This is a genomic window from Massilia atriviolacea (genome assembly GCF_003953935.1).
In the GTDB taxonomy this organism is placed as follows: domain Bacteria; phylum Pseudomonadota; class Gammaproteobacteria; order Burkholderiales; family Burkholderiaceae_D; genus Telluria_A; species Telluria_A atriviolacea.
This window is the reverse complement of record NZ_RXLQ01000007.1, coordinates 170,414-183,331: the sequence shown is the minus strand read 5'-3', so window position 1 is coordinate 183,331 and position 12,918 is coordinate 170,414. Positions and strand designations below refer to the sequence as shown.

Annotated in this window: 6 protein-coding genes; 3 read left to right on the top strand and 3 right to left on the bottom strand. The window is 67.3% G+C overall.

All coding sequences use genetic code 11. The features are described 5' to 3' along the window. Window positions 1–30: 30 nt before the first annotated feature. Together EJB06_RS14860 and EJB06_RS14855 are read right to left on the bottom strand one after the other, a co-directional pair. On the bottom strand, window positions 31–4,170 hold the full coding sequence (locus tag EJB06_RS14860) for a DEAD/DEAH box helicase (RefSeq protein WP_126074814.1): 4,140 nt from the start codon (window positions 4,168–4,170) through the stop codon (window positions 31–33). Continuing rightward, window positions 4,167–6,155: a dipeptidyl-peptidase 5 gene (locus EJB06_RS14855; RefSeq protein ID WP_126074813.1), complete on the bottom strand. Its 1,989-nt coding sequence runs from the start codon at window positions 6,153–6,155 to the stop codon at window positions 4,167–4,169. Before EJB06_RS14855 ends, EJB06_RS14860 begins: the two co-directional genes overlap by 4 nt. 131 nt (window positions 6,156–6,286) lie before the next feature. Between EJB06_RS14855 and hemE the strand changes: the two genes are divergently transcribed. Beyond that, window positions 6,287–7,372 carry a uroporphyrinogen decarboxylase gene (gene hemE / locus EJB06_RS14850; protein WP_126074812.1) on the top strand — a complete coding sequence of 362 codons (1,086 nt, stop codon included), beginning with the start codon at window positions 6,287–6,289 and terminating at the stop codon, window positions 7,370–7,372. Window positions 7,373–8,111: 739 nt separating this feature from the next. After that, the gene (locus EJB06_RS14845) at window positions 8,112–10,133 is read left to right on the top strand and encodes a primosomal protein N' (protein WP_126074811.1); all 2,022 of its coding nucleotides are present in this window, start codon (window positions 8,112–8,114) and stop codon (window positions 10,131–10,133) included. Between the two features lie 240 nt (window positions 10,134–10,373). Here EJB06_RS14845 and EJB06_RS14840 read toward each other — a convergent pair whose 3' ends face one another. Further along, complete coding sequence (locus EJB06_RS14840; RefSeq protein ID WP_126074810.1) at window positions 10,374–11,273, bottom strand: ArgP/LysG family DNA-binding transcriptional regulator; 900 nt, start codon at window positions 11,271–11,273, stop codon at window positions 10,374–10,376. A 182-nt stretch (window positions 11,274–11,455) separates the two neighbouring features. Between EJB06_RS14840 and EJB06_RS14835 the strand changes: the two genes are divergently transcribed. Beyond that, entirely contained in the window at window positions 11,456–12,898 is a 1,443-nt protein-coding gene (locus tag EJB06_RS14835; RefSeq protein WP_126074809.1) for a dihydrolipoyl dehydrogenase, read from the top strand. The last annotated feature ends 20 nt before the right edge of the window (window positions 12,899–12,918 follow it).

Sequence of the window (12,918 nt, the reverse complement as noted above, 5' to 3'; positions counted from 1 at the left end):
TGGAATGGCGCAGGGCGCCACTCCGGCGCTTCAGCGCAAGCCCTCCTGCAGCATGCGCAGCATGTCCCCCGGCGTCATGCGCGCCGACACATCGGTCCCCTCCAGCAGGCTGTCGGCCAGGTCGCGCTTGTGCTTGTGCAGCTCGACGATGCCTTCCTCGATCGTGTGCCGCGCCACCAGCCGGTAGATGGTCACCGGCCGCTGCTGGCCCATGCGGTGCGCGCGGTCGGAGGCCTGGTCTTCCACCGCCGGATTCCACCACGGGTCCATATGGATCACATAGTCGGCCGCCGTCAGGTTGATCCCGACCCCGCCCGCCTTGAGCGAAATGAGGAACACATCGCCCTCGCCGGCCTGGAACGCGTCGACCCGCTTCTTGCGCTCCTGCATCGGGGTCGCACCATCGAGGTACTGATACCTGATCCCGCGTTCGTCCAGGTGCTTGCGGATCAGGGTCAGGTGGTCGACGAACTGGCTGAACACCAGCACCTTGTGGCGGTTGTCGAGCAGCTCGTCGAGCAGGCGCGCGAACACGGTCAGCTTGCTGCTTTGCAGACCGAGTTCGGGCGCCACCAGCGCCGGATTGCAGCAGGCGCGCCGCAGCTTCATCATCTCGGCCAGGATCTGGATCGACTTCTGGCTCTCGGGCGCTTCCAGCGCGGCCAGCTTGGCGATCGCATCGCGCCGCAGCGATTCGTAGAGCGCGCTTTCTTCTTCGGTCAGGTCGACCGGCAGCACGATCTCGGTGCGCGGCGGCAGTTCGGCCAGCACCTGGGCCTTGGTGCGGCGCAGGATGAACGGCTGGATCAGGCGCCGCAGGCGCAGGCGCGCACCGGCTTCGGCGCGCTTGTCCTGGGCCCGCTCGATCGGTCCCGCGAAGCGCAGGTTGAACTGGTCGCTGGTGCCGAGCAGGCCCGGATTGATGAAGCGGAACAGGTTCCACAACTCGCCCAGGTGATTTTCCAGCGGCGTGCCGGTGGCCACCATGCGGAACGCGCCCTGCAGCGCCATCACGGCCTGCGAGCGCTTGGTGGCGGTGTTCTTGATCGCCTGCGCTTCATCGAGCACGATGCTGTTCCAGCGCACCCTGGCGAACGCCGGCGCTTCCAGCTGCAGCAGGCCGTAGCTGGCGATCACCAGGTCGAACGGTCCGGCCTCGTCGAGCATGGCGGCGCGGTCGCCGCTGCCGAACAGCTTGACGTTGAGGGTCGGCGCAAAGCGCGCCGCCTCGCCGATCCAGTTCATGCACACCGAGGTCGGCGCGATCACCAGCGCCGGGCCTTGCGGCGCGCGCGCGAGCAGCAGCGCCAGCGCCTGCAGCGTTTTGCCGAGGCCCATGTCGTCGGCCAGGCATGCGCCCACGCCCCAGTGGGCCAGGCGCGCCAGCCATTCGAAGCCTTCGACCTGGTAGTCGCGCAGCTCGGCCTGCAGGGTGCTCGGCAACTGCGGCACGAAGGCGGCGTTCTCTTCCATCTGCGCCAGGTGCCGGCTCCAGGCCTTGTCGGTGGTGACGCTGCCGGCATCCTGCGCCAGTTCTTCCAGCGCGAAGCTGGCCAGCGCATGCACCTTGACCCCGTCCGCGCTCGCCGTGCCGAACGCCGCCAGCTCCATCAGGCGCCGGTGCAGTTCGGAGGTGAGGGCCATGAACTGGTTGTCCCCCAGCGCCACGAAGCGGCTGCCGTTTTCCTTGAGCAGATCGAGCAGGGTGCGCAGGTCCATGATGCGGTTCTCGTCGATCTGCACTTCGCCGCTGGCCGCGAACCAGTCCTTGTCGCGCTTGATCGACAGGCGCACCGACTTCGAATCCGCCTTCTTCGCCAGCCGGAACGGCTCGCCCTCGGGCCACGCCAGCAGGACCTTTGCCGCATCGAGTTCCTGCAGTTCGGCCAGCAGTTCCAGGCATTCGACCGGATTGGCCAGCAGCCATTCGCCGTGGTCCGCTTCGGCCTGCTCCAGCGCGTGCAGCGCGCCGACCAGCTGGCGCTCCGCTTCGCGCTCGGCGTTCAGGTTGCGGCGCGCTTCCACCCGCGCGCCGCCTAGCTCGGCGATCACGCTCTCGGCGCCGGAACCGGGCGGGTAGTAGGCGCCGGCGTCCGGCAAGGGACGCACCAGCACCTGCATTTTCAGGCCGTGCTGGTAAGGCAGCAGGTGCACGTGCAGGCGGCTGTCGGCCTCCACCTGGGCGATGTCGGCCGCGCTGCCGCCGATGTCCGACTGCACCGTGACGATCGACGAGATCGCGCCGATCGCCTTGAGCACCTGCTTTTCCGCGTGCAGCGGCACCACCAGGCCGGTGCCGACGATGGCGCCGATGCGGCGGTGCTCGTCGCTGATGCGCACCACCCGCAGGCGGGTCGGCGTCTCGCGCGTGACGCACACGTCGTCGGTGTTGTCCAGGATCGGCGGCTGCATGGTGATGGTCACATTGCCGGCGCGCGCCTTGATCATCAGTTCCGGTTCGCCCGGCAGCAGTTCCACGCGCGTGCCCGGCGCATCGATCCAGAACAGCAGCGGATGGCCGATCAGCGCGGCCACCGCCTTGTCCATGTCGAATTCGTAGCGCACCCCGCCGCCGCTGTAGTATTTGTAGGGATTCAGGCTGGCCACCACGTGCAGGTCCTGCGAGGTCAGGAAGTCGAAGCTGGCCGCGTCTTCCGACAGGCGTTTCAGTCCCATGGCGCGCCCGCGGCTCCAGCCGCCCTGGGCGTCGCGCTTCTGTTCGCGCGGTTCGATGTCCTGGATGCCGTACAGCGGATCGAAGCGCAAGCCCCACACCAGGCGCGACTCCTTGACCACTTCCACGTTCACCGCCGGCTGCAGGTTGATCAGCGCATTGAGCTGGCGTTCCCACGGCTCCTCGCGCTCGAACCAGGCGCTCATGTCGGCCAGGCCCAGGCGCTGGCGCAGGGCGATCGCTTCCTGCTCGCGCGAAACCGCGCCGATGCCGCCCAGCAGGGCGCCCAGCTGCGCCGCCACCAGGTCGAAGCCGGCCTCCCGCGCCTGCGTCATCATCTGTTCGAGCTGCGCGCGCTTGTCGTTCAGCTGCGGCAAGGCCAGCCAGTAGTGCAGCAGCGCGCGGAACATGAAGGGCTGCAGCGCGCTTTCCCAGCTGCGCGTGGGCAGTACCTGCGCGTCCACCGTGCCGCCGCGGATCTGGCGCAGCATGTTCAGTTGCTGGTAAGCCGCCGTGTCGTGGCTTTGCACGGTGCGCGTGACGATGTCCAGATACGCTTCGGCCGCCTTGGCGTGCTTGGGGTCAGGGCTGCGCAGCAGCGCCAGCACGTACAGGTGGCCGCCGATGCCGGGAAACGCCATCTTGCGCTTGCCGGTTTCGCGCCGCAGCGCCTTGAGCGCCTGGTCGAAGCCGGCCAGCGCTTCTGCATGCCGGTCGCGCAGCAGCAGGATCACGCTGCGGTAGAACTGCGCCATCGAATCGTCCAGGTCGGCCAGCAGCCTGGCGGCGTCGTCCAGGCGGCCGCACAGGATCAGGTGTTCGGCCATCACGATGCGCAGCGCCATCGAGGAGGCGCCCTGCGCCAGGTGGCGTTCGGCGAAGGCGCGCAGCTGCGGCGCGCTGGCCGGTTCGCGCTGGGCGTTCTCCAGCAGCACCGTCAGCACCTCGTCGCGCATGCGCGGGTGGATGCGCGCGAACAGCGCCGGCTCGAACGGGCGCGCGCAGATATCGACCAGCGGATGCAGGTAGCCCGCCTCGTGGCAGTTCATGCAGGCCGCCAGCAGCGGCCCGACCTGCTCCGGTCCCTGGCCGCTGGCCAGGGCGATGCGCAGCAGCGCCACGCCCTGGCGGTAGCTGCGCAGGATCGCAAAGCCTTCCCAGTTGCGGCGCAGCGGGGTCAGCTTGTCGTAGGCGATCGCCAGCGGGCCGAAGCTGCCGTCGTCCAGCGCGGCGCTCAGCGCCGGCCAGCTCAGTTCGGGCATCGCGATCCAGCCGCGGTGCTGCAGCTCGGCCACCATGCCGGCGCTGCGCAGCGACTCCATCGCCTCGACCATGCGCTCGTTGGCGACCGCGATGCCGGCGCCGGCAAGGTGCTCCTGGAGGCGGATGCGCCCCATCGGCTCGCCCGCCATCGCCAGCATCGCGACGATATGTTTTTCGACGTCGTCGAGTGCCGCGAACTGCGCGCGCATGCCTGCCGCTTCCTGTTCGTTCATGCCTTGCCGGTTGGTGCAACGACAGGCAGGTTCTCGATCGCTACCACCGCCGCCTGGGCCGGCGTGGTCAAGCCAAAGATGCGCAGGTAGAAATACAGCTCCGCTTCCAGCGTGCGCACGATGCTGTCGGCCTTGCGGAAGCCGTGGCCTTCACCTTCGAGCGTCATGTACGCCACCGGCACGCCGGCCGCGCGCAGTGCCGCGACCATGACTTCCGACTGCTGCGGCGGCACGACCTTGTCGTCCAGGCCCTGGAAGAAAATCATCGGGCGCGTCAGCCTGTCGGCGTGGTTGATCGGTGAGCGCAGCAGGTACAGGGTGTCCGATTCCGGCTTCGGCGCGATCAGGTATTCGTTGTAGTGCGATTCGAACTTGTGCGAGTCGTCGTCCAGGCCCTTCAGGTCCGACACCCCATAGTAGCTGGCGCCGGCCTTGAACACATCGTGGAAGGTGAGCGCGCACAGGGTGGTCAGGCCGCCGGCGCTGCCGCCGCGGATCACCAGGCGTTCCGGATCGACCACGCCGCGCGTGGCCAGGTAGCGCGCGCCGGCCACGCAATCGTCGACGTCGACCACGCCCCACTGGCCCTTGAGCGCATCGCGGTAGGCGCGTCCGAAGCCGCTGCTGCCGCCGTAGTTCACGTCCAGCACCGCGAAGCCGCGGCTGGTCCAGTACTGCGTGGCCAGCTTGAGCGTATTGGTCGCCATCCCGGTCGGCCCGCCATGGCTGATTACCATCAGGGGCGGCCGGGCCGCAGGATCGGGCGTGACGTCGGCATTGCACGGCGGGTAGTAGAACGCGTGCGCGCTGCGCTGGCCATTGGCGCCGCTGGCGTAGGTGATGCTTTCCGGGACCGACAGGTAGCCGTCCGCAGGCAGCTCGGCGATCGAGCGCGCCAGCACCTGGGGCGTGGCGCTGGCCAGCTCGAAGCGCGCCAGCTCCAGCGGGATGGTGGGCGAGCCGCCCAGGATCAGGGCCACGCCGCCGCCGACGCGCAGCTCGCGGATTTCCTGGTACGGATTGGCGATCGGGGCCAGCTTGCCGCTGTCGGGCGAGAGCCGGGCCAGGCGGCTCACGCCGTTTTCGATATAGGTGCAGACGATCTCGCCGTCGCTGTCCTTGTTGCTGCTGAAGCCGTACATCGACACTGCGAAGGTCCAGTGGGGCGAGCCGAATTCGGCGGCGCGCTCGCACAGCGGCTGCACGCTGGCGCCCGCCAGGCGGTACAGGTTCCACCACCCGCTGCGGTCCGACACGAAGTGCAGCACCCCGGCCGGCGACCACTCGGGCTGGCAGATCGCTTCTTCGGGGCCGCCCGCGACCAGGGTAGGCGCGGCCAGCGAGCCGTCCGCGTTCACCTGTGCCAGCCACAGTTCGGTGCCCTGCCACGGCATGCGCGGATGGTCCCAGCTCAGCCAGGCCAGCGAGCGCCCGTCCGGCGACAGGCGCGGGGCGGCGTAAAAGTCGCTGCCCCGCGCCAGGATGGTTTCGCTGCCGTCGGCGCCGATCGCGCACAGGGTGTTGACCGGTTGCCGGTCCGATGCAGCGCTGCCGCCCGCATGGTCCTCGCGCACCGCCAGCAGGCGATTGCGCGCCGCATCGTGCGCAAAGTCGGCGTAGCGCGCGCTGCCAGGCTCGGTAAGCGCCTGCGGCGCCGCGCCGGCGGCGATCGTGTAAATACGGTTGTCGGCAAAGTGCGAGAAGTACACCGTGCCCGCCGCCACCAGGTAGGCGCCGCCCCCGTATTCGTGCACGCGGCTGCGCACATTGAACGGGGCCGGGGTCAGTTCGACCAGTTCCGCCCCGCGCTGGCGCAGCAGGGTGGTGCGCCCGCCTTCGCTGGCGCGCCCGGCCAGCCAGTAAGCATCCTGGCCGTCGGCCTGCGGCTGCGACAGCGGAGTGGCGCCGGCGGCCACGACGGCGGCGCTGATGGGGGAGGGCCAGAGGCCGAAAGCGGCGTTCTGTTGGCTGGTCGAAGCTGTCATGGGGGTTCTACTCGGTTGGGGGCGGTATGGCATGATAGTTAATACCCCGCGCCCGTGCAAATGCGCTCGCGCGGCGCGCGGCGGGAGAATGCGATAATAGCGCCTTTCTCCAAGCTTTCGACGGTTCCCCCATGCCCCAATTCGCCCCGCTCCAGAACGACACATTCCTGCGCGCGCTGCTGCGCCAACCGACCGATTACACCCCTGTGTGGCTGATGCGTCAGGCTGGCCGCTACCTGCCGGAATACCGCGCCACGCGCGAGCGGGCCGGCTCCTTCCTGGGCCTGGCCAAGAATCCCGACTACGCCACCGAAGTGACCCTGCAGCCGATCGACCGCTACCCGCTGGATGCCTCGATCCTGTTCTCGGACATCCTCACCGTGCCCGACGCGATGGGCCTGGGCCTGTACTTCGTCGACGGCGAAGGCCCCAAGTTCGAGCGTCCGCTGCGCACCGAAGCCGATGTCATGGCCCTGCGCGCGCCCGACCTGGACTCGCTCGACTACGTCTTCAAGGCGGTCACCCAGATTCGCGGCGCCCTCAATGGCCGGGTGCCGCTGATCGGCTTTTCCGGCAGCCCCTGGACCCTGGCCTGCTACATGGTCGAAGGCGGCGGCTCCAAGGAATTCCACACCATCAAGAAGATGCTGTACAACCGCCCCGACCTGATGCACCACATCCTGTCGACCAACGCCAGCGCGGTGGCGGCCTACCTGAACGCCCAGATCGACGCCGGCGCGCAGGCCGTGATGATCTTCGATTCCTGGGGCGGCGCGCTGGCCGACGGCGCCTACCAGGCCTTCTCGCTGCAGTACATGCAGCAGGTGGTCAGCCAGCTGAAACGCGAAAAAGACGGCGTGCGCATCCCGGCGGTGGTATTTACCAAGGGCGGCGGCCTGTGGCTGGACCAGATCGCCGACATCGGCGCCGATGCGGTCGGCCTGGACTGGACCGTCAACCTGGGCCGCGCGCGCGCGCTGGTCGGCCACAAGGTCGCCCTGCAGGGCAACCTGGACCCGGCGATCCTGTTCGCCAGCCCGGAGCAGATCCGCGCCGAGGTCGAGCGTACCTTGAGCAGCTACGGCAAGCCGTCCGACGGCTCAGGTCACGTGTTCAACCTGGGGCATGGCATCTCGCAATTTACCCCGCCCGAGTCGGTCAGCGCCATGGTCGAGGCGGTCCACAGCTTCAGCCGCCAGCAACGCGCCGGCCTGTAGTCTGGCTACAGCGGCGCCACCGCGACACGGTGGCGCCGCTGCACCGCGGTAGACGTTTTCTGAATGACAATATCCCACTTATTCACAATTTTCCTGGACATCGCTGATTAAAAATCAGGCGCCAAGGAAAAGTTTCTTTAAATTGCAAGTGCTTGATTTTAAAGCGTTTATAAAATTTTGCTGTCCAGCCGGCCGGTGAAAATGTGGACAAGGTACAGAGGGAAAACGGCGATTTTCCAGCATTGTCCACAAAGTTATCAACAGGCAGTGTGGATAAAAATGAAAAGTCCCGCGTTTACCGCGACTTAGCGTCATTGTTAAGGTTTTACTTGAGGATTTGCTGCGATGCATGATGGCCGCCGACTGTGTCGGCGCAGGCGCCAAGGGGTGTCCTGCGGATCAGCCAATCATGCCGTACGGCAGGATGGCTACACAGGCGCAGGCAGCCAGTCCGACTACATTGTCGGTGCATCGCGCCTCACTTATGCACAGAACGGCGGTAAAACATGGTTTTTCGGGCTTCCTCTGAAGATTTTTCCAAGTGATTGATTCTGAAGGATTAAATTTCTTTGATTTTCGGTTGTAAGGCTCATCTATTGTGCAAGCACAAAGCTTTTGGCCTCGCACAAATTGTTTGTCCACAAAGTTGTCCACAAGCTGAGGCCGCTTTAAAGGATGTCCTGGACATCCATGAGGACGGGCTTTCCGACCTTCCACCACCCTGACCGACACGACCCAGATGGCGTACTGCATCCTCCACATCGCGCTCGACACGCCGCTCACCAGCTGCTTCGATTACCGCTGGCCGTGCGCGCCGGGCGAGGAGCCGCTGGTGGGCCAGCTGGCGCTGGTCAGCTTCGGCCGGCGCGAGGTAGTCGGGCTCATCGTCGCCATCAAACACGACACCGAGGTCCCGGCCGACAAGCTCAAAGATGCGCTGGCCGTGCGCAGCCAGCTATCGGCGCTGTCGCCGCAATGGATCGCGCTGGCCGCCTTTGCCGCCGACTACTACCAGCGCCCGCTCGGCGAAGTCGCCCTGCCGGGGCTGCCCAAGAACCTGCGCGTGCTGACCACCGTGGCGCTCGACCGCGCGCTGAAAAAACTGGGCAAGACAGCGCCCGCGCATGACCACACGCCGTTCGACATGCCGGTCCTGAACGGCGCGCAGCGGCAGGCGGCGGACGCCATCGGCGGGGCCCGCGGCTATACCCCGCTCCTGCTGTACGGCGTGACCGGCAGCGGCAAGACCGAAGTCTATCTGCAGGCCTGCGCCCAGGTGCTGGCGCGCGAAGAGGGCGGCCAGATCCTGATCCTGGTCCCCGAGATCAACCTCACCCCGCAGCTGGAGGGGAACATCCGCGCGCGTTTTCCCGGCGTGATGCTGGCCACCCTGCACAGCAGCCTGTCGGAGGGCGAGCGCATGCTGCACTGGCTGGCCGCGCACCAGGGGCAGGCCCGCATCGTCCTCGGCACGCGCCTGGCGATCCTGGCCTCGCTGCCGCAGCTGAAACTGATCGTCATCGACGAAGAGCACGACCCCTCCTACAAACAGCAGGAAGGGCTGCGCTACTCGGCGCGCGACCTGGCCGTGTGGCGCGCGCGCCAGCTCAAGATTCCGATCGTGCTCGGATCGGCCACGCCCTCGCTGGAGAGCTGGCACCACGCCGGCTCCGGGCGCTATCGCAAGCTCGAACTGCGCGAGCGCGCCGTCAAGGACGCGGTGCTGCCGCGCGTGAAGCTGCTCGACATGGAGCGCGACAAACCGGTCGACGGGATCACCTCCCACCTGATGGCGGCGCTGCGCCAGCGTCTGGAACGCGGCGAACAATCGCTGCTGTTCCTGAACCGGCGCGGCTACGCGCCCGTGATCTGCTGCGAATCGTGCGGCTGGATCAGCAACTGCACCCGCTGCACCTCGTTCATGGTGCTGCACAAGCCCGAACACCGGCTGCGCTGCCACCACTGCAGCCTGGAGCTGCGCATTCCGCGCCACTGTCCGACCTGCGGCAACGTCGACCTGCAGCCGCTCGGGCGCGGCACCCAGCGCGTCGAAGAAGGCTTGCAGCAGGTCTTTCCGCAGGCGCGCATCTTGCGGATCGACGCCGATTCGACGCGCCTCAAGGGCAGTGCGCAGGCCGCGTTCGACACCGTGCACCGGGGCGAAGTCGATATCCTGATCGGCACCCAGATGGTCGCCAAGGGGCACGACTTCAAGAAACTGACGCTGGTGGGGATCCTCAATCCCGATACCGCCTTGTTCTCGCAGGATTACCGCGCCAGCGAGCGCCTGTTCGCGCAGCTGATGCAGGTGGCGGGGCGGGCGGGGCGGGCGGCGCGCAGCGAGGGAGGCAGCGTGAGCGAAGTGCTGATCCAGACGCGCTATGCCAGCCATCCGCTGTACACGGCGGTGGTCAACCACGACTACGACCGGTTTGCCAGCGATTTGCTGGAAGAGCGGCGCCAGGCGGCGCTGCCGCCCTACCTGTACCAGGCGCTGTTGCGGGCCGAAGCGCCGGAGCTGGAAACGGCGATCGGCTTTTTGGAGAACGCGCGCGACGCGCTGGCATTCGACGGCATCACCCTGAACGACCCGATTCCGATGACGATGACGCGGGTGCACAACGTCGACCGGGCGCAGCTGCTGGTCGAAAGCCCCTCGCGGCCGGCGCTGCAAGGGTTTTTGAAAGAATGGCTGGCGCTGTTGCGCGCCATGAAAAGCCGCGTCAAATGGTCGCTCGAAGTCGACCCCCTCGACATCTGAGCCCGAACCGGGGTCAGAGCTTTATAGTGCAACAAAAATGTTGGCGACCGCGTTTTGTCTGTTTATTACAACTTTTTTGTCGAATAAACGCACATAATTCGACCGTTTTGCGCCGAATCCTTCCCCGCTTCCATTTCTCAGCTTAGTTGAGCAACTAGTTGCAAGTTAAAGCTCTGACCCCGGTTGTAGGTGTTTGCCGGGGAAATGGTGAAGGCGTTGCTGATCGGAGCGCTGACCCGGTTAGGAAATTTTTTGGGGCAGGTAGCGGCGCGCGCTGGTGACGATGTGCTCGGTCAGGGCGCGGGTGAAGGGGGTGTCGATGTTCCAGGCGTGCCACCATAATTCCGTGCTCCAGCTCCGCCCCGGCGCCAGATCGATCAGCTGGCCCGCCGCAATCCGGCTCAGCGCGCTCAGTTCGGGCATCAGGCCGTACGCCACGCCGTGCAGGATGCAGTTGTCCAGCGCCGCCGAGACCGGCATGGTGTGGTGCGGGAAGGCCAGCTCGGCGCCGAATTCCTGCGCCACGAAGCGCGCCAGCTGCTTGCGCTCGCTGACCACCGCCGGCGCCAGCGCCACCGCCTCGGCCAGCCAGCCGTCGCCGAACCAGTGCCCCGCGAACGCGGGCGTGGCCACGCAGGTGTAGCGCAACAGTCCCAGCGGCGTGGCAGTGGTGCCGACCGCCGCGTCGCCCGCGCCATCGCCCTCGGCCACGCAGGCGAACGCCGCGCCTTCGCGCACCAGCCGCAGGGCACGCTCGCCGTCGGCCAGGGCGATGTCGAACTGGCAGCGCGGCGGCGCCAGCAACGCCGGCAGCGCTTGCGCAAACCAGGTCGCGAGACTGTCGGCGTCGAGCGCCAGCGCCAGCGCGGGCAGGCTGGCGTCGCGCCCGAGGTCGATGTCGAGCGCCGCTTCCATCAGCTTGACATGGCGGAAATGCACCACCAGCCGCTGCCCCAGCCCGGTCGGCACCGAGGGCGCGCCGCGCACCACCAGCAGGCGCCCGCAGCTGTCTTCCAGCGCCTTGATGCGCTGCGAGACGGCCGACTGGCTGATGCCCAGCAGCAGCGCCGCCTTGTCGAAACTGCCGCTCGCCGCCACCGCGTCGAGCACGGCCAGGCCGCGATAGTCGAGATTGTTCATCAGAAACGCTTATCCATGGTGAATTCGATTAGCAATACTAATACGCTTCAGCCCTTGATGCCAACGCGCAACGGCCGGGCAAGCGCCGCGCACCACGGAAAACCGAAAATTGGCGTATCGTTGACGCCTGAAAACGGCACCCGCCCGCATCCTTTGTACGTCCAGTTGAAAAAGAGTCCGCCATGAACAAGTTACACGTCGACGTCGCCATCATCGGCACCGGCACCGCCGGCCTCGCGGCCTACCGCGCCGCCCGCGCCCAGGGGAAAACCGCCGTCGTCATCGAAAGCGGCCCCTACGGCACCACCTGCGCCCGCGTCGGCTGCATGCCCAGCAAATTGCTGATCGCCGCCAGCGAGGCGGCCCATATGCTGGCGCTGGCGCCCGCCTTCGGCGTCCATCCGGGGCCGGTGCGCATCGACGGCAAGGCGGTCATGGCGCGCGTGCGCAGCGAACGCGACCGTTTCGTCGGCTTCGTGCTCGAGAGCGTCGACAATATTCCGGACCAGGACAAGCTGCGCGGCCACGCCCGCTTCACCGGTCCGCAGTCGCTGCAAGTCGACCAGCATACCGCCATCGAGGCGGCGCGCGTGGTCATCGCCAGCGGTTCCACCCCGGTCATGCTGCCCCAGCTCAAGGACGTGGGCGAGCGCGTCATCGTCAGCGACGCCGTGTTCGACTGGACCGACCTGCCGGCATCGGTCGCGGTGATCGGCACCGGCGTGATCGGCCTGGAGCTGGGCCAGGCCCTGCATCGCCTGGGCGTGCGCGTGAGCGTGTTCGCGCGCGGCGGCAGCGTGGCCCAGCTGAGCGATCCGGAGGTGCTGCACGTGGCCGGCAAGGCCCTGGGACGCGAACTCGACCTGCGCTTCCAGCAATTGATCGTCGGCGCCCGCCAGGAGAACGAGGAAGTGGTGCTGACCACGCGCGATGCCGCCGGCGCCGAACGTACCGACCGCTACGCCTACGTGCTGGTGGCGGCCGGGCGCACGCCGAATGTCGACCGGATCGGCATCGAGCATGCGGGCCTGGAACTGGACGAGCGCGGCATTCCGCTGTTCGATGCCAGCACCATGCAGTGCGGCACCAGCCACATCTTCATCGCGGGCGACGCCAACAACGAGCGCCCGGTGCTGCCGGAAGCGGCCGACCACGGCAAGATCGCGGGCGAGAATGCCGGCCGCTACCCCGACGTGCGCCCCGGCCTGCGCCGCACGCCGCTGACGATCGCCTTCACCGAGCCGCAGATCGCGACCCTGGGCGAGACCTACAGGGAATTGTGCGCGCAAGGCAAACCGAAGTTCGCGGTCGGCAAGGTGTCCTTCGAGAACCAGGGGCGCAGCCGGGTGATGCTGCAGAACCACGGCATGCTGCGCGTCTATGGCGAGTACGGCACCGGACGCTTCCTGGGCGCCGAGATGATCGGGCCGCGCGCGGAAAACCTGGGCCACCTGCTGGCCTGGGCCTGCCAGGCGCGCCTGACGGTGGCGCAGATGCTGGACATGCCGTTCTACCATCCGGTGATCGAGGAGGGCGTGCGTACCGCGCTGCGCGACCTGGCGCTGGAGCTGGAAAAAGGCGCGCCCAGGGCGAGCAGCGCACCGGACAATACGCCGGGCGTATAAAGCGCCTGGCCGTCGCGTCC

Coding starts and splice junctions, on each gene's coding strand:
- EJB06_RS14860 (WP_126074814.1), bottom strand. CDS start 4,170: ATGAACGAACAGGAAGCGGCAGGCATGCGCGCGCAGTTCGCGGCACTC.
- EJB06_RS14855 (WP_126074813.1), bottom strand. CDS start 6,155: ATGACAGCTTCGACCAGCCAACAGAACGCCGCTTTCGGCCTCTGGCCC.
- hemE (WP_126074812.1), top strand. CDS start 6,287: ATGCCCCAATTCGCCCCGCTCCAGAACGACACATTCCTGCGCGCGCTG.
- EJB06_RS14845 (WP_126074811.1), top strand. CDS start 8,112: ATGGCGTACTGCATCCTCCACATCGCGCTCGACACGCCGCTCACCAGC.
- EJB06_RS14840 (WP_126074810.1), bottom strand. CDS start 11,273: ATGAACAATCTCGACTATCGCGGCCTGGCCGTGCTCGACGCGGTGGCG.
- EJB06_RS14835 (WP_126074809.1), top strand. CDS start 11,456: ATGAACAAGTTACACGTCGACGTCGCCATCATCGGCACCGGCACCGCC.